At 63.6% G+C, this 16,239-nt stretch carries 11 protein-coding genes, 1 tRNA gene and 1 pseudogene; 5 read left to right on the top strand and 8 right to left on the bottom strand.

Annotation, left to right across the window (positions count from 1 at the left end; all coding sequences use genetic code 11):
* Positions 1 to 18 precede the first annotated feature (18 nt).
* The 3 genes from NKJ73_RS16800 to NKJ73_RS16790 form a co-directional block, all read right to left on the bottom strand.
* A complete protein-coding gene (locus NKJ73_RS16800; protein ID WP_352570298.1) occupies positions 19 to 1,887 on the bottom strand; it encodes an extracellular solute-binding protein in 1,869 nt (622 codons plus the stop codon).
* Positions 1,887 to 3,770, bottom strand: coding sequence for an extracellular solute-binding protein (locus NKJ73_RS16795; protein ID WP_352570296.1), 1,884 nt, complete (start codon positions 3,768 to 3,770; stop codon positions 1,887 to 1,889). The genes NKJ73_RS16800 and NKJ73_RS16795 overlap by 1 nt, the downstream gene beginning before the upstream one ends.
* A gap of 173 nt (positions 3,771 to 3,943) precedes the next feature.
* Positions 3,944 to 4,603, bottom strand: coding sequence for a c-type cytochrome (locus tag NKJ73_RS16790; protein WP_352570294.1), 660 nt, complete (start codon positions 4,601 to 4,603; stop codon positions 3,944 to 3,946).
* 192 nt (positions 4,604 to 4,795) lie between these two features.
* Here NKJ73_RS16790 and NKJ73_RS16785 point away from each other — a divergent pair, with 192 nt between their 5' ends.
* Both NKJ73_RS16785 and NKJ73_RS16780 read left to right on the top strand, forming a co-directional pair.
* Complete coding sequence (locus NKJ73_RS16785; protein WP_023676856.1) at positions 4,796 to 5,524, top strand: 3-deoxy-manno-octulosonate cytidylyltransferase; 729 nt, start codon at positions 4,796 to 4,798, stop codon at positions 5,522 to 5,524.
* 33 nt (positions 5,525 to 5,557) lie between these two features.
* Positions 5,558 to 6,421 (top strand): prephenate dehydratase, encoded by an 864-nt coding sequence (locus tag NKJ73_RS16780; protein ID WP_352570292.1) that lies wholly within the window; start codon positions 5,558 to 5,560, stop codon positions 6,419 to 6,421.
* A gap of 7 nt (positions 6,422 to 6,428) precedes the next feature.
* Here the strand turns inward: NKJ73_RS16780 and NKJ73_RS16775 are convergent, their stop codons facing one another.
* Both NKJ73_RS16775 and NKJ73_RS16770 read right to left on the bottom strand, forming a co-directional pair.
* Positions 6,429 to 6,785, bottom strand: coding sequence for a hypothetical protein (locus tag NKJ73_RS16775; protein WP_352570290.1), 357 nt, complete (start codon positions 6,783 to 6,785; stop codon positions 6,429 to 6,431).
* Between the two features lie 55 nt (positions 6,786 to 6,840).
* Positions 6,841 to 7,784, bottom strand: a pseudogene (locus NKJ73_RS16770) (methyltransferase domain-containing protein).
* Positions 7,785 to 7,891: 107 nt separating this feature from the next.
* Here NKJ73_RS16770 and NKJ73_RS16765 point away from each other — a divergent pair.
* On the top strand, positions 7,892 to 8,902 hold the full coding sequence (locus tag NKJ73_RS16765; RefSeq protein ID WP_352570288.1) for a ligase-associated DNA damage response exonuclease: 1,011 nt from the start codon (positions 7,892 to 7,894) through the stop codon (positions 8,900 to 8,902).
* A gap of 241 nt (positions 8,903 to 9,143) precedes the next feature.
* Positions 9,144 to 10,745 (top strand): cisplatin damage response ATP-dependent DNA ligase, encoded by a 1,602-nt coding sequence (locus NKJ73_RS16760; RefSeq protein ID WP_352570286.1) that lies wholly within the window; start codon positions 9,144 to 9,146, stop codon positions 10,743 to 10,745.
* Between the two features lie 102 nt (positions 10,746 to 10,847).
* Here NKJ73_RS16760 and NKJ73_RS16755 read toward each other — a convergent pair whose 3' ends face one another.
* Positions 10,848 to 12,005 carry a hypothetical protein gene (locus NKJ73_RS16755; protein WP_352570284.1) on the bottom strand — a complete coding sequence of 386 codons (1,158 nt, stop codon included), beginning with the start codon at positions 12,003 to 12,005 and terminating at the stop codon, positions 10,848 to 10,850.
* Between the two features lie 355 nt (positions 12,006 to 12,360).
* Between NKJ73_RS16755 and NKJ73_RS16750 the strand changes: the two genes are divergently transcribed.
* Positions 12,361 to 12,436 (top strand) — tRNA-Thr (locus tag NKJ73_RS16750).
* 36 nt (positions 12,437 to 12,472) lie between these two features.
* On the opposite strand, the gene NKJ73_RS16745 is transcribed toward NKJ73_RS16750, so the two are convergent.
* Positions 12,473 to 14,068, bottom strand: coding sequence for an indolepyruvate oxidoreductase subunit beta family protein (locus tag NKJ73_RS16745; protein ID WP_352570282.1), 1,596 nt, complete (start codon positions 14,066 to 14,068; stop codon positions 12,473 to 12,475).
* Positions 14,061 to 16,214 (bottom strand): thiamine pyrophosphate-dependent enzyme, encoded by a 2,154-nt coding sequence (locus NKJ73_RS16740; RefSeq protein WP_352570280.1) that lies wholly within the window; start codon positions 16,212 to 16,214, stop codon positions 14,061 to 14,063. The genes NKJ73_RS16745 and NKJ73_RS16740 overlap by 8 nt, the downstream gene beginning before the upstream one ends.
* Positions 16,215 to 16,239 lie beyond the last annotated feature (25 nt).

The raw sequence follows: 16,239 nt of genomic DNA, 5'->3' as shown, positions 1-16,239 counted from the left end.
CTCGCTTGTGCGAAAATCTCAGGCTTTGCCAATTTTTGCCGCCTTGTCTTTGTCGAACCACCACAGCGTCTCGACCGGAAAGTCGTAATCCGGCTTTTGAGCGGGAAAGCCGAACATATCCCAGAAGGCAGCCCGGTGATTCGCCAGATGATATGTTGGAATCCAGTCTAGCCGCGCGCGCAAGACCCGATCGAGCGCGTTGAGCGCTGTGACGAGTTCGATCCGGCTCTGCGCCTTGCCGGCTGCCTCGATCAGCGCGTCGATGGCTTTGCTTTCCGTACCCGGATAGTTGCGCATCCCCGGCGTTTTCGCCATCCGGGAATTGTAGAGGATTTCCAGGCCGTCGGCAGTAGGCGTCGCCCCGATCAACCAATGTAGCATGTTGAAATCGAAATCGTAGTTGCTTTGCCGCGCTTCAAATTGCGTCGAATCGACCTGCCGGATCGAAGCGTCGATGCCAATCGCCTTCATATTCTCGGACCACGGCGCGAAAATGCGAACGAGACCCTCGTCCTCGGCCAGCATTTCCACCCGCAGTCGCTCGCCCTTCTCATTGACGACGAAATTGCCCGCTCGCTTCCAGCCGGCTTCGGCAAGCAGTCTCGAAGCTTCGCGCAGCAGCTTACGGTCGTGACCGGAACGGTCCGAGACGGGTTGCACCACCGGTTCGCCGAAGGTTTCCGGCGGCAACTCGGCTCGAAACGGCTCCAGCAGTTTCAATTCCTGGGGCGAGGGCGGGCCCTCGGCCTTGTAGTCCGATCGTTCGAAGTTCGATTGCGAGCGCTCGTAGGAGCCGAAAAACAGTACCCGCTTGGTCCATTCGAAATCGAAGCAATAGGCGATCGCCTGTCTCACGCGCACATCGCGGAATTGCGGCCGGCGCTGGTTCAGCGCGACAGCCTGCATGTCGGGCGATTTCTCGCCGGGAAATTCGCGTTTGACGACCCTGCCATCCTTCAGCGCTGGAAAGTCGTAGCCGGTCGCCCATACGCGCGCGGTGAACTCCTCGCGAAAATGCGTATCGCCTTTCTTGAACGCTTCAAACGCTGCCTGGCGATCAAGGTAGAAATCGATACGGATACGGTCGAAATTATTAAGCCCGCGGTTCACGGCGAGATCGCGCCCCCAATAATCGGCGACGCGTTCATATTCGATAGTCTGCCCGGCCACGACCCGTCCCATCTTGTACGGCCCGGAGCTGAGCGGCGGGGTCATCGTCGAGGCGTCGAAATCATTGGCCGTATAGAAGGCTTTGGACACGATCGGCATTACGGCGATCGCGAGGATATTCTGCGCCGACTGTTTGCCGTTGAAGGTAAGGCTGACAGTAAGCGGATCGATTGCGACCGCATCCGTCATATGCCGCAGCGCTTGGGAAAGGTTCGGGTGTCCCCGGTCTTTGTAGAGGTTCAAGGCGAAGGCAACGTCCTCAGCCGTCAGCGGCGAGCCGTCATGGAAGCGCGCTTGTGGCCGCAGGCTGAAGCGGAAGCCGTTGCGGTCCTGCGACAAGGTAACGAATTCGGCAAGCACGCCGTAGACCGCATCCGGCTCATCGAGCGCCCTTGCCATCAGCGAATCGAAACAGAGCTCGGTGCGCGGCGGCGAATCCCCCTTCAACACCAGCGAGTTCAACGTGTTGAAAGTCAGAAAGCTCTGATTGAGGGTGGAGTTCGGCGGGCCGAAATTCATCCGGCCGCCCTTGGGAGCGTCTGGATTGACATAGTCGAAATGCGTGAAATCCGGAGGATATTTGAGATCGCCGAAGGCAGACAGCCCGTGCAGTTTCACGCCGGTCGGGATGGCGGCGAAAGCCCGGCCGGGCAGCAGCGCTGCAGCGGCGGCCGCACCGCCAAGGGCCAGGAAATCGCGACGGGGCAGCGCCGCCATCAATTGCCACTCTTATATTTGGCGGCCAGCGCTTTTTCCTTGTCCGGGTCGATCCACCAGGAATTCTGGTCGACGCCGCTATAGGCGGGCTGTTTCTCCGGCATACCGAACTTGTTCCAGTAGGCCAGCCAAACCACGGCGCGGTAATATTGCGGCACGACATAGTAGTTCCACAGCAGCACCCGGTCGAGCGCATGGGTGGCGGCAACCAGATCGTCGCGGTCGGTGGCAAAGATGATGCGGTCGACCAGCGCATCGACGACCGGATTCTTGATGCCGGCGTAATTGCGCGATCCCGGCGAATCGGCGGCCTTGGAACTCCAGAAATCGCGCTGTTCATTGCCGGGAGAGTCCGACTGCCCGAGTATCGAAGTGACCACGTCAAAGTCGAAGTGGGTGACTCGGTTGATATACTGGGTTTGGTCGATCAGGCGCAGCGTTGCGTCGACGCCGATTTTGCGCAGATTGGCGATATACGGGCTGGCGATGACCTGGTCGGTGTCGTTCCAACCGAGGATCTCGAATTTGAACGGTTCGCCGGTCTTGGCGTTGACCATCTTGCCGCCCTTGATGATCCAGCCTGCCTTGGCGAACAGATCGACCGCGGTCTTCAGGTATTTGCGCTCAGCCTGCGGGTTGTCGTAGACCGGCAGCTTGAATTCCTGGGTAAAGACTTCAGGCGGCAGCTTGTCACGGTACTGCTCGAGGATTTCGAGTTCCTTGCCCTGCGGCAGGCCACTCGACGCCAGTTCGGTGCCCTGGAAATAGCTGCTGGTGCGGGTGTTGGAACCGAAGAACAGGGTCCGGTTCATCGTCTCGAAATCGAACGGATACATCAACGCGGCGCGCACCAGGCGATCCTGGAACAGCGGGCGCCTGGTGTTGAGCATGAAGGCCTGCATCGGTTCGGGCGACGCGGTCTTGAATTCCTTCTTGATGACGTCGCCGGCCTGAACTGCCGGGAAATTATAGGCCGTGTTCCAGCGCCTCGAACTGTTCTCCGGCTTGATGTCGTCCAGCCCGCCCTTGGTAAAGGCCTGCCAGGCGGCATTGTCGTCGAGAAAATAGGTGAAACGCTGCCTGTCGAAATTCTCGCGGCCGATTTTTACGGGCAGCTTGGCCGCCCAGTAATCGGGCACGCGCTGCCAGATGATTTCGGAGCCAGGCTTGAAGCTGGCGATCTTGTAGGCGGCGGAGCCGAGCGGCGGCTCCTGCGTCGGCTTTGTGACGTCGCGCTTCTTGCCGTTGGCGTCGGTGCCTTCCCACCAGTGCTTGGGCAGCACAACGAGATCGCCGATGATCTTCGGTAGCTCCCGGTTGCCCTTCTGGCTGAAGTGGAATTCGACCTCGCGGTCGGACACCGCGACGGAGTCGGTGACGTTTTCGAAATAGCGGCTGTACATCGGGCTGTTGGCCTTCAGCACCTGGAACGACCAGATCACGTCCTCGGTGGTGATCGGCTGGCCGTCATGCCATTTCGCCCGCGGATCGAGCCGGTAGGTCGCCGAGGAATAGTCGGCCGGATATTTGTAGGCGTCGGCGATCAGCGGATGGCTGGTGCTGCCCTCGTCGGTCGCCTGCTCCATCAACGTGTCGTAGAGCAGGCCGCCGCCGAACTGCGCGAAGCCGGCGGCCGGCGAACCCTGCACGATATAGGGGTTGAAGCTGTCGAACGTGCCGAGCACCACTGAGTTCACTGTGCCGCCCTTCGGCGCATCCGGATTGACGTAGTCGTAGTGCTGGAAGTTGTCGCCGTATTTGGATTCGCCGATCAGCGAGGAGGTCGTACGCCATTCGTCCGCGAAGGCCGCCTGCAATCCGCCGGCAAAAGCGGCCAGCATCAGCACTGATTTCAGAAGCGTCCGCGCTCGGCCAACCGTCATGCGTTCTCCTCTTCGCGATATAGCGCCGTCACCATAGCGTCTGGGCCCAATCTAGATCATTTGGCGGCGCTGAAAACCGCAACCGAGCGGCTTTGTCGTCGCATATGCATTTTTCCTAACGAAAAAGCCGGGCTGAACCCGGCTTTTTCAAGGATTATGCCATTACAGTTTTGTTATTTTGCGGGCGCAGCCGGCGCCGGAGCGGCTGGCGCCGCGCCTTCTGCCGGCTTGGCAGGGGCCGCACCTTCGGGCGGCTTGGCGGCCTCATTTTCGGCCGAGGCGCCGGGCGCCGGCAGCGGCTTCGGATTGTCCGACAGCGTGCGCAGATAGGCGATGACGTTGGCGCGGTCCTCATCCTTCGGCAGACCGGCGAAGCCCATCGCGGTGCCCTTTACGAACTTCTTCGGCGAGGTGATGAAGTGGTTTAGATTGTCGTAGGTCCACTTCTCGCTGCCGCCCTTGGAGAACTCCTTCATGCCGGCCGAATAGGCAAAGCCCTCATGCTCGGCGACCGGACGGTCGATGATGTCCCAGAGATCGGGGCCGACCTTGTTGGGGCCACCCTTTTCGCCGGAGTGGCAAGCCTGGCATTTCTTGAAGATGGCGGCGCCCGCTTCGGCGTTGGCAGTGGTCAGCAGCTCGGCAATCGGCTTCACGGCCGCGGCGGGAGCGGCCGGGCCGCCTTCGGCGGGCTCGGTCGCCTCGATGGCGAAGCCGGGCTTTTCCGGCGCCGGCGAGGCAAACAGCGCGTCGGACACGATGCCAACGGAAAAGACGATGAACACGGTGCCGAGGAGACCGGCGAGCAGCTTGTTGACTTCGTTGGAATCCATACGCCCCAGGCTCCCTTTTCCGGCGGACCGATCCGTCCACTCCGTCCGTCGGTATCGTGAACCACCCTGCGAGGCGGTCAAATCGCGCGGAAACTAGGTCTTTTGCTCCGGAGTTGCAACACCTATAAGGGCGCTGCCAGTGAGACCTTTTGCCACTTTTGTCCTCCTCTTTTTCGAGCCCCTGCCCGCCTCATGTCCACCCTCATCCTGATCCCGGCCCGCATGGCCTCGACCCGCCTGCCGGGCAAGCCGCTCGCCGACATTGCCGGCACTCCAATGATCGTCCACGTCGCCCGCCGCGCTGCCGAGGCCGGGCTCGGCCGGGTCGTCGTCGCCACCGATACGCAAGGCGTTGCGGAGGCGGTGCGCGCGCATGGTTTCGAGGCGGTGATGACGCGGGCGGACCACGAAACCGGTTCCGACCGCATCTTCGAAGCGCTGACCATTCTCGACCCTGGCAACAGCGTCGAGACCATCGTCAATGTGCAGGGCGATCTGCCGACCATCGACCCCCTTGTTATCGGCGCCGCGCTGAAGCCTTTCGAGAACGCAGCGGTCGACATCGCCACGCTCTGCGTCGAGATCGTACGCGACGAGGAAAAGACCAATCCGAACGTCGTCAAGCTGGTCGGCTCGCCACTCTCGACGACGCGGCTCAGGGCGCTCTATTTCACCCGCGCCACCGCCCCTTGGGGCGAAGGCCCGCTCTACCATCATATCGGCCTCTATGCCTATCGCCGCGCCGCACTCGAACGCTTCGTTGCGCTAAGGCCGTCGCCGCTGGAGCGCCGCGAGCGGCTGGAGCAGTTGCGGGCGCTGGAGGCCGGCATGCGCATCGATGCGGAGATCGTCCAGTCGGTGCCGCTTGGCGTCGATACGCCGGACGATCTCGAACGCGCCAGGGCGCTCCTTTCCAACTAAGAAATTCTTCCCCCAATTCCCGAGACTCTGCGCATGCCTGAAAAGACCAACAAAATATCCTTCCAGGGCGAGCCGGGCGCCAATTCCGACACCGCCTGCCGCAACATGTTCCCGTCGATGGAGCCGTTGCCGTGCCCGACCTTCGAGGACGCCTTCAACGCCGTCGAGACCGGCAAGGCCGATCTGGCGATGATCCCGATCGAGAACACCATTGCCGGCCGCGTCGCCGACATTCATCACCTCTTGCCGGAATCGAAGCTGCACATCATCGGCGAATACTTTCTGCCGATCCACTTCCAGCTGATGGTGCTGCGCGGCGTCAGGCGCGACGAGATCAGGACCGTGCACAGCCACATCCACGCGCTCGGCCAATGCCGCAAATACATCCGCAAGAACGGCTGGAAGGCGACGGTTGCCGGCGACACCGCGGGCGCCGCCAAGATGGTCGCCGCGATGAAGGACCGCACCATGGCCGCGCTGGCGCCGGCGCTGGCCTCGACCCTCTACGGGCTCGACATCATTGAGGAGAATGTCGAGGACACCGACAGCAACGTCACCCGCTTCGTCGTGCTGACCAAGAACAAGCAATGGGCCGAACGTCCCTCGGCCGACGCCAGGATGATGACGACCTTCATCTTCCGCGTCCGCAACGTGCCGGCAGCGCTCTACAAGGCGATGGGCGGGTTTGCCACCAACGGCATCAACATGACCAAGCTGGAAAGCTACCAGCTCGGCGCGTTTACAGCGACGCTGTTCTACGCCGACATAGAGGGCCATCCCGACGATCCGCTGGTGAAGCTGGCACTCGACGAGCTCGCCTTCTTCTCGCGCGAAATGCGCATTCTCGGCGTCTATCCCGCCAGCGCCTCGCGCGAGCAATGGAAGGTGGCGGATTAGGATCCGGTCAGGTCAGGCCGAGCTTGTTCTGCTTGGCCGGCTTGCCGCATTCGCGGCGGGCAATCGACCGGTTCATGGCGTCGATCTTGCCGCTTGCCTGGTCGGCGTCGCGTTTGGCTTTCGAGCGCATGTCCGGCGTGAACGGGCCAAAGCCCGTCGCCGGGTTGGAGAAGGACGGCTTGGCGTCCACCGGCAAATGATATTGCTGCGCCAGGCCGTTTCGTTGCGCCAGCAATTGATCGCAAGGCACATTGTCATATAGCAGCGAGGACTGGACGTTTTCGTCCTGCCGTTCGGACATCGAATTGCCGACGCAGCCGGCCATCGCCAGGCAAGACGCCAAGACCATCATGTTCCAGCGCATGAACGTGCTCCTTGTCGTTCGCAGCTGCGGCTTCTCATGCGCAGCGGCAGAAGTCTTAGCCAGATTTTACGCTGCCGGAAAGCAAGCTTGCCACTACGGCCAGCCCTTCGACCGGTTGGCGGCGATCCTGCCGGATGATTGTTGCCTGCAGCGACAGGACCGAAAAGCCGTTGGCGTCCAGAACCCGCTCTACATAGCTTTGGGAATGCGCGTAGCGGCGGGACGGCAGCAGGGCGAAGCCGGCGCTGTCAGACGATTCTCCGCCCGGGAGCGTCTCGACGGAGAACGCAAACAGACCGCCGCCGGCAAGCATTCCGGCAATCTTGTTCACCACCTTTTCGAGTGCGCCGACATAGATGAACACATCGGCCGCCGTCACCAGATCGGCTTCGGGCCAGAATAGCAAAAATCCTGCAGGTCCGTCTTGACGAGCAGATCGTAGACGCCTTTGGCGCGCGCCTGCCTCAGCATGGCGGTCGAGATGTCGTAGCCCTCCAGCCGATCGGCGATCGGCCGCAGCCTCTGGCCCATGAGGCCGGTGCCGCAGCCGAGATCGAGCGCCAGCGAAAACCGGCCCGGCCGTGCTGCCTGGATGGCGCGGTCGAGGCATTCGGGCAGACGATAGCCGAGCCTGTCGACCAGCTCAGCCTCGAAGCTCCCGGCATAGTGGTCGTAAAGCGTCTCGACAAAGGCGCTGGGCGGCGCCGGGGCCGCCGCTGCCCTGCCGATCAATTGCAGCTTGAGCACCGCGCCGAGCCTGTCCGCCGGGTCGAGCCGCAGTGCCGTCGTCCAGGCCTGCGCGGCACGATCGGGCGCGCCTGCCGCTTCCTGCATCTCGCCGAGGCGGAACCAGCCGGCTGGCCATTGCGGCGCCAGTTCGAGCGCGCCGAGCAGCAATTCCGCCGCTGCCGCATGATCGCCGGATGCATAGAGCATTTCGGCATAGTCGGCGCGGCGGTCGGCGGTCAAATCGCCGGACGAGGTCTGGAGCGGTTTCATGCGATCGGGTTCCGCCGGGTGTTTGCAGCCGGCTTGCGCTCTATGCTGGAGTCAGCAGTGACTTACAACAGGCTTCCCGCGCCGGAATTAGCGCCTATCTTGGGGCCATGCGCGCCAGCGACCTGCTTCATCCCCGGCCGGAAGGGCTGTATTGCCCGCCCGGCGATTTCTTCATCGACCCGGTGCGGCCGGTCAACCGGGCGCTGATCACACATGGCCATTCCGACCATGCCCGCTCCGGCCACCGCTCGGTGATGGCGACGCAGCAGACGCTCGATATCATGGGGCTGCGTTACGGCGAAGGTTTTGCCGGAACGACGCAAGCCGCCGTGCTCGGCGAGACGATTGCGCTTGGCGGTGTGGCCGTCAGCTTTCACCCGGCCGGCCATGTGCTGGGCTCGGCGCAGATCAAGGTCGCGCATCAGGGCACATGCATCGTCGCGTCCGGCGACTATAAGCGCCAGAAGGACACGACCTGCGAGCCGTTCGAGCCGCTCAAGTGTGACGTCTTCATCACCGAGGCGACGTTCGGCCTGCCGGTGTTTCGGCATCCGCCCGATTCCGAAGAGATCGCCCGGCTGCTGAAATCGACCGAACAGTTTCCCGAGCGCACGCATCTGGTCGGCGCTTATGCGCTGGGCAAGGCGCAGCGTGTCATGCGGCTGCTGCGCGATGCCGGCTACGAAAAGCCGATCTACATCCACGGCGCGCTGGCCAAGCTCAGCGAGTATTACCAGAGCCAGAATATCGATCTCGGCACATTGGAACCGGCGACCGTCGAGACCGGCCAAAAAAGCGACTTTGCCGGCGCCATCGTCGTCGGCCCGCCATCCGCCTTCGCCGATCGCTGGGCGCGGCGTTTTCCCGATCCGATGTCTTGCTTCGCCTCAGGGTGGATGCGCATCCGCCAGCGCGCCAAGCAGGGCGGCGTCGAGCTGCCGCTGATCATTTCCGACCACTCCGACTGGGACGAGTTGACCGCCACGATCAAGGAGACCGGCGCCGAAGAAATCTGGGTAACGCATGGCCGCGAGGAGGCTCTGGTGCGCTGGTGCGAACTCGAAGGCATTGCGGCTCGGCCGCTGCATCTCGTTGGCTATGAGGACGAGGGCGATTGATGGTGTTTTTGGATCCAGCAATCGCCGGTACGGCGCTCTACGGCGCCCCCCTCTGGCCTGCCGGCCATCTCCCCCTCAAGGGGGGAGATCGGCAGCTTTGGTTTTGCCGCTCATCCTGCAACGTTGGAAATTGGCGAAAGCAGTCGCGACAGCAAATCTCCCCCCTTGAGGGGGAGATGTCCGGCAGGACAGAGGGGGGCGCGACAGAACGCAAGCCTTTCCCATTGGCGTCGCCCCTCCGATGAACCGCTTCGCCGAGCTTCTCGACCGGCTGGTGCTGACGCCGTCGCGCAACGGCAAGCTGACGCTCTTGACCGATTATTTCCGCAGCGTCGAGGATCCGGACCGCGGGCTGGCGCTGGCTGCCATCACCGGCGATCTGTCCATCGCCGCGGTCAAGCCGGCGATGCTGCGCACACTGGTGATCGAGCGCATGGATCCGGTGCTGTTCGGCTATTCCTACGACTATGTCGGCGACCTGGCCGAGACCGTGTCGCTGGTCTGGCCGCAATCGCCTCTCGATATTGCGAACCACGAGCCGACGCTGGCCGAGGTGGTGGCGAAGCTGCAGGCGGCGAGCCGTTCCGACGGGCCGCAGGTGCTGGTCCGGCTGCTCGACAGCGCCAGCACGTCTGCGCGCTTTGCCATCATAAAGCTGGTCACCGGCGGCCTGCGCATCGGTGTCTCGGCGCGGCTCGCCAAGCAGGCTCTGGCCGATTTCGGCAAGGTCGATGTCGCCGAGATCGAGGAACTCTGGCACGGGCTGACGCCGCCCTATCTCGCGCTGTTCGCCTGGCTCGAAGGCAAGGCCGAAAAACCCAGGAAGACGGCGCTGGCGCTGTTCAGGCCGGTGATGCTGTCGAATGCCGTCGGCGACGGCGACCTCGAAAAGCTCGACCCGGCCGACTACGCGGCCGAATGGAAATGGGACGGCATCCGCGTCCAGGCGGTTTGCCAAGGCGGCATTCGCCGGCTCTATTCGCGCACCGGTGACGATGTCTCCGGCGCCTTTCCGGATCTTGCCGAGGCGATGGATTTTTCAGGCGCCCTCGACGGCGAGCTTCTGGTCGGTGACCCCAGGCAGGCGACGGGCACGTTCTCGGACCTGCAGCAGCGGCTGAACCGCAAGAGCGTGTCACCCAAGATCCAGCAGCAATACCCGGCCTTCATGCGCTGCTACGATGCGCTGCAGATTGGTGACGAGGATGTGCGCGGACTTCCCTTCCGCGAACGGCGCGGCCGGCTCGAGGCCTTCGTCAGGACACTCGATCCGAGCCGCTTCGATCTGTCGCCGCTGGTCGAATTCACCAACTGGCAGACGCTGGAGGAATTGCGCCGCAAGCCGCTGCATCCGGTCATCGAAGGCGTCATGCTGAAGCGCTGGGATTCGCCCTATGTGGCCGGGCGGCCGAAGGGCCCGTGGTTCAAATGGAAGCGCGATCCGCACACGGTCGACGCGGTGCTGATGTATGCCCAGCGCGGCCACGGCAAGCGTTCGAGCTTCTATTCCGACTACACATTCGGCGTCTGGTCCGGGCCGGAAGGATCGGAGGAGTTGGTGCCGGTGGGAAAAGCCTATTTCGGCTTCACCGACGAGGAACTGAGGCAGATCGACAAATATGTCCGCGACAATACGATCGAGCGCTTTGGCCCGGTCCGCTCGGTGCGTGCCGACCGCAGGAACGGGCTGGTGCTTGAGGTAGCCTTCGAAGGGCTCAACCGCTCGACGCGGCACAAATCCGGCGTTGCCATGCGCTTTCCGCGCATTTCGCGGCTGCGCTGGGACAAGCCGGTGGCGGAAGCCGACCGCATCGAGACGCTGCAGGCGCTGCTCGATAGTTAATGCATGTCGCGCAAAAAGTGTGCAGCGGTTTTGCGGTAACGACATGCATCAAAACAAGAACCTAAAGTGCGTCGCATGAGGCCGGTCCGAACGCGACGTGCTTTAGGGAACGACTGAAACGCGGATCTCGTAGATGTCGACCGCCTTGCCCTGCTTGTCGAAGTCGGAATTGATGGCGATGGTGCCGGCAGCACCCGGACGCTTGTCGGGAAAGCGCACGTCGAACAGATATTCATTGCGCTCGCGACCGACCGCATAGCGCTTGCGGCCGCAGTCGCCGAGTTCGCCGAAATTGCAATCGACGGAAATCTGCGTCTCCTGCCCCTCCTCGGAGCGCGCGATGATGTCGAATGTGGCATGCTTGCCGGCTAGTTTTTCCAGCACGCCTTGTCCGACGTCGAAGCTGATGGCCGAGCCGGATGCCCCCGAGCGGATGCGCAGGAAGGAACCGCTTTCGTCCTGGATGACGTCGGCCTTGGCGTCCGACGGTGCATTGACCTGCGTCGGGTCACCCGGCGAAAAAACGTTGATCCAGTCGCGCGCCTGGTCCTCCTCGCCCTGCTTTGGCGGCGAAGCGGTGTCGTCCGGCGTGAAATCTTCGCCATCGACCGTTGGCGGCGCTTCCGGTGGCGCTGTGTCGAGCTCGGTCGCCGATTTGAAGACGCCGGTCTGGTTGGCGAAATAAAGGCCGATGCCGGCGGCTGCGAGCAGCGTCACACCGAAGAAGATCGCGGTCAAGGGCAGGCGGCGCCGCCTCGCCCGCCGGTCGTCGCGGTCGGGCGTCACTTCCGCGTCGTCGGTTTCGACGTCGGCTTCGGTCGGAACCGAGGCCCCCATGTCGATAACCGGCGCCTCGGGAACAGGCGCATCGGGCATGATGTCGGGAACGACCGGCAGGACGCGCGACCGGGGCGCATCGGATTCGGGCGGCTGCGCCGGACCGTCAACGACGACATCGGGCGACGGCGCGGGCTCGGCTTCGGCTTCGGCCGGAGGCTCCACCTCCGGTGCTGCCTCTAAACTGTCGGTCGGCGCGGCAACGTCGGCAACCGCCGGCAGGAATTCCGATTCGATTTCGGTGATCTTCGCCTGGACCGCCTTGCGGCGCTTGATGGCGACCTCCACCGTGACGTTTGGATTGGCCTGCAGGGCACGGTCGAGTGCCGCGAAAGCCGATCGATAGACCCGCTCGCGAAACGCCCGGTCGTCGGCATTGCCTTTCTCGAAGGCATTGCGGATCGCTTTTTCGATCGCGTCCAAGCGAATTCCCTCTGCAATTTCACTCACTTTGTCATGATCGTTAGCCGCAGGCGACCAATCAATCAACAAGCGAGCGGCCGCATTCTGCCTTGCCGAGGGGTACAAAACCGATTTCGGTGATTTTCGGTAAAGGAATCAACATTTTTCGCTGATTTTCCGGTCACGGCCAACGTGGCGGTCGCGCGGCGTGCCGATGCGGCATCACGCGGCCAATGGTAGATCCGCGCGGCGGCTGCCCCTGCGCGCCCGGCCGGAGGCGGCACGAATTGCCTCGTCCTGAAATCGCGACTGCCATCTTGAATTCGCGGCCGGTTGCGTCTATCACGCAGCCCATCCTGGAAGCTCGGCTTCCCGGGCCGCTTTAGCTCAGTTGGTAGAGCACATCATTCGTAATGATGGGGTCAGGTGTTCGAGTCACCTAAGCGGCACCAAAATTCTCGATGAATTAAACGGGACCATTTCACAGATCAACTTGATGGAACGTCGCCGTCGCCCAGCGACGCCACGGTCTTCAGCGCGCCGTCGAGCATGTCGCCCTTTTCGTCCTTCAGCGCGGCTTCGCGCAGGCGCCGGGTCCAGTCTGCGGCGTCCGGGCGGCCCTTGACCAGGTCGAGCGCCGACAGCACGCGGTCGAATTTCGACTGTGCGCGGGCGTGGGTGTCGCTGTAGCCCTTGATCAGCCGGCGGCAGTTGAGGATCTCCGTGCCAAGCGCGTAGTCCTCGCCGACTTGGCCCAGCGCCAGCGCATACCAGCGCTCGAGATGCGCGGTCTCGATCTTGTGGCGCAGCAGCCGGCGGCGCCAGCGGCGCAGGCCGCCGATGAACCACAATGCGGCAAAGCCGGCAAAACTGTCGGTGCGGATATGGCGGCCGCGGTTGATGCGGCGGTCGAGGAAGGCGGCGAGCTTCGGCCGCGCCTCGATGTAGCTGCCGAGCCCGGCCGGCAGCGTGCCGCAGAATTCCTCGATGCGCGGATGGAAATATTCGGTCACCTGCAGGACTGAGCCTTGCTTGACACCAACCTCACGGCGTACGCGCTGGTCGCGCGTCGAGCGTGTCTTCAGATCGGCGACGCGGATCATGTCGTCGTAGCACATCGCGTTGGCCAGATGCTTGGCGGCGGCGATCGACAGCGCGTAGGCGTGTTCGGCATTGTCCAGGACGACCGCCCGGTCCAGCCGGTCGAGATACTCGCCGCCATAGGCGATGTCCTGATAGTCGACGACTTTTTTCAGGCCGCGAAGCGCCATGTCGTGCACAGGTGCCGGCAACGCGGCGACGCGCGCCGCCAGTTGTTGCCAGCCCTTCAACAGGCTTTCCGGGCCGCTGACTTTTGTCGCCGCGCCCGAGCCGGTTTCAGCGGCCGCCGGCTGTGCAGTCTTGTCGCCCGAAGGCGCACTCGCGATGCCGCGCGCCCGATCGTAGGCGGCGCCGAAGGCGGCGAGGCTGGCCTTGACACCACGGCCGCCGGCACTGACCGCCTGCTCATAGCTTTCGCGACTGAACGGCAAGGCGTCGGAGCCGGCCAGCGCGCCGAGCAGGCTGGCCGAGATCATCGAGCCATTGTCGGCGGCGATCTTCTCCATGTCGAAGGCAATGAAGCGCTTGGCCGCGGCTTCCGCCGTGGCATGCACCTTCGAGGACGAAGCGAGGCCATCGCCGGGCTCGATCTTCTCCGAGACCGCGGCGATGCGGTGCGACGAGGCGATCAGCGTGGTGCGCTCGGGCGTGACGAAGCCGCGGATGATGGCGCGGCCGGCCTCCATCAGTTCGGCGGCAATCAGGATGTCGACGTCGCCCTGCGACGGCGACAGCGCGAAGACCGGCAGGCGGCCGGTGTCGCGGCACATTTCGACATAATAGATGGTGGCGCCGGTGCGCTGGGCGACGCCGGCGACCGAGGTCGATTGCGCGACGTAGCCGTTGCGCTCGGCGACGTCGGTGATCCAGTCGGCCAGCACGCCACCGCCCTGGCCACCGACCGCCAGCACGGCAAGCTTGATGACGCGCTCGTCTTCGGGGGCGCCGGCTTTCGAGCGCGATGAGGGCACGGCGTCAAGCATCGGCGAATATCAGGCGCCGGCTTTCACGGCGCCGCTGCAAGAGACCGATCATGGCGCGGCGAGCGGCTTCAAGGAAACGGTCCCAGCGGCTCGGATTGTGCACGACATCGGCGCGGTAGAAGGATGGGCAGAGCACCGCCGCATCGGCGACCTCGCCGCAATTGCCGCAACCGACGCAGCTTTGGTCGATATGCGCCACCGGATCGTCGCGCAGGGGGTCGTCCAGCGACTTCACCGACAGCGACGGGCAGCCGGAAAGCCGCATGCAGGCATGGTCGCCGGTGCAGATATCTTCGTCGACGCCGAATTTCGGCTTGACTATGCGCGCCCCGCCCTTGATCGCCTTGTCGACCAGCGGCTTTTCGCGGCGCTGCCGGTTGAGCATGCATTCGGACGAGGCGACAATGACTTTCGGGCCCTTTTCGTCCGTCGTCAGCGCCTCGCGCAGCGTGTCTTGCATCTTGGTTACGTCGTAGGTGCGGTCGATGTGGCGCAGCCATTTGACGCCCATGCCCTTCACCGCCTCGGTGATCGGGTGCTTGGTCGACTTGGTCTTGTTGCCGGCGCGGGACGACAGGATGTCCTGGCCGCCGGTGGCGGCCGAATAGAAATTGTCGACGATGACGATGACGCCGTCGTTCTTGTTGAACACCGCGTTGCCGATCGACGAGGTCAGACCGTTGTGCCAGAAGCCGCCGTCGCCGACGAAGGAGATCGAGCGGCGCTTGGCATCGGGCGAATTGAACGCCGAAGCCGAGGCCGGCCCCAGCCCGTAGCCCATGGTAGTGGCACCTAGCTCGAAAGGCGGCATGATCGAGAACAGATGGCAGCCAATGTCGGAGGCGATGTGGTGCTTGCCCAGCTCCTGCTCGACCAGCTTGGTGGCGGCGAAGATCGGCCGCTCCGGGCAGCCGACGCAGAAGCCGGGCGGCCGGCCCGGGACGACGTTGATCAGGTCGGCGGTGTCGAGCCCGTCGCCGATCTTGTTCGGCGCGCGGACCTCGCTTGGCAGCAGATGCGGGATGGTGGCGCGCAGGAACGATCCGATGCCGTCGAGCATCACCTGGCCGGTATATTCGCCGGCCATAGGCAGATGTTCCTTGCCGACGAGCCTGGTGCCGCGGCCGGCCTTGTGCAGCATCGCGGCAAAGGCCTGTTCGATGTAGTTGGGCTGGCCTTCCTCGACGACGAGGACGGCGTCCTTGCCTTCGCAGAAAGACAGGAACTCGTCGTCGACTAAGGGATAGACGGCGTTGAGCACATAGAGCGGCACGTCGGTGTCGCCATAAGTGTCGGCGAGGCCAAGCCGCTGCAGCGCCCGGATGACCGAATTGTACATGCCGCCCTGCATGACGATGCCGACCGAGCCGTGCTCCGGGCCGAAAAACTCGTTGATCTTGTTGGTGCGGATGAAATCCACCGCCGCCGGCCAGCGTTTCTGCACCTTTTCCTTCTCGTGCAGGAAGGACGCGGGCGGCAGCACGATGCGGCCGGTGTCGCGGCGCGGCGCCTCGAGCGCATCGGCCACAGTCATTGCCGGGCGCTTGTTGTCCTTGGCGATGAAATGGCCGTGGACATGGCAGCAGCGAATACGGACCTGCAGCATGACCGGCGTGTTGGAAACCTCGGACAGCTCGAAGCCGTCCTGCACCGCCTTGACGATCGACGGCAGGTTCGGTCGCGGGTCGAGCAGCCAGACCTGGCTCTTCATGGCAAAGGCGTGGCTGCGCTCCTGCATGATCGAGGAGCCTTCGCCGTAATCCTCGCCGACGATGATCAATGCACCGCCGGTGACGCCGCCGGAAGCGAGATTGGCGAGCGCGTCGGAGGCGACATTGGTGCCGACCGTCGACTTGAAGGTCGCCGCGCCGCGGATAGGATAATGCACCGATGCGGCAAGCATGGCGGTGGCCGTGGCTTCCGAGGCGCTCGCCTCGAAATGCACGCCGAGCTCGCCCAGGATATCCTGCGCGTCGGCCAGCACGTCCATCAAATGGCTGATCGGCGCGCCCTGATAGCCGCCGACATAGCCGACGCCGCATTGCAGCAGCGCCTTGGTGATGGCGAGAATGCCTTCGCCGGAAAACTCCTCGCCGGCGCCGAGCCTGAGCTTTTCGACTTCCTTGGCAAAAGACCGTTCGGCCATTTTGGGCTCCTTCCGTTACCGCCCC

The organism is Mesorhizobium sp. M0074 (assembly GCF_040322975.1).
GTDB lineage: Bacteria > Pseudomonadota > Alphaproteobacteria > Rhizobiales > Rhizobiaceae > Mesorhizobium.
This window is presented reverse-complemented; position numbering and strand designations above follow the sequence as displayed.

Excerpts from the sequence above, each read along its gene's own strand:
- NKJ73_RS16800 (WP_352570298.1), bottom strand. The coding sequence starts at position 1,887 with ATGGCGGCGCTGCCCCGTCGCGATTTCCTGGCCCTTGGCGGTGCGGCC.
- NKJ73_RS16795 (WP_352570296.1), bottom strand. The coding sequence starts at position 3,770 with ATGACGGTTGGCCGAGCGCGGACGCTTCTGAAATCAGTGCTGATGCTG.
- NKJ73_RS16790 (WP_352570294.1), bottom strand. The coding sequence starts at position 4,603 with ATGGATTCCAACGAAGTCAACAAGCTGCTCGCCGGTCTCCTCGGCACC.
- NKJ73_RS16785 (WP_023676856.1), top strand. The coding sequence starts at position 4,796 with ATGTCCACCCTCATCCTGATCCCGGCCCGCATGGCCTCGACCCGCCTG.
- NKJ73_RS16780 (WP_352570292.1), top strand. The coding sequence starts at position 5,558 with ATGCCTGAAAAGACCAACAAAATATCCTTCCAGGGCGAGCCGGGCGCC.
- NKJ73_RS16775 (WP_352570290.1), bottom strand. The coding sequence starts at position 6,785 with ATGCGCTGGAACATGATGGTCTTGGCGTCTTGCCTGGCGATGGCCGGC.
- NKJ73_RS16765 (WP_352570288.1), top strand. The coding sequence starts at position 7,892 with ATGCGCGCCAGCGACCTGCTTCATCCCCGGCCGGAAGGGCTGTATTGC.
- NKJ73_RS16760 (WP_352570286.1), top strand. The coding sequence starts at position 9,144 with ATGAACCGCTTCGCCGAGCTTCTCGACCGGCTGGTGCTGACGCCGTCG.
- NKJ73_RS16745 (WP_352570282.1), bottom strand. The coding sequence starts at position 14,068 with ATGCTTGACGCCGTGCCCTCATCGCGCTCGAAAGCCGGCGCCCCCGAA.
- NKJ73_RS16740 (WP_352570280.1), bottom strand. The coding sequence starts at position 16,214 with ATGGCCGAACGGTCTTTTGCCAAGGAAGTCGAAAAGCTCAGGCTCGGC.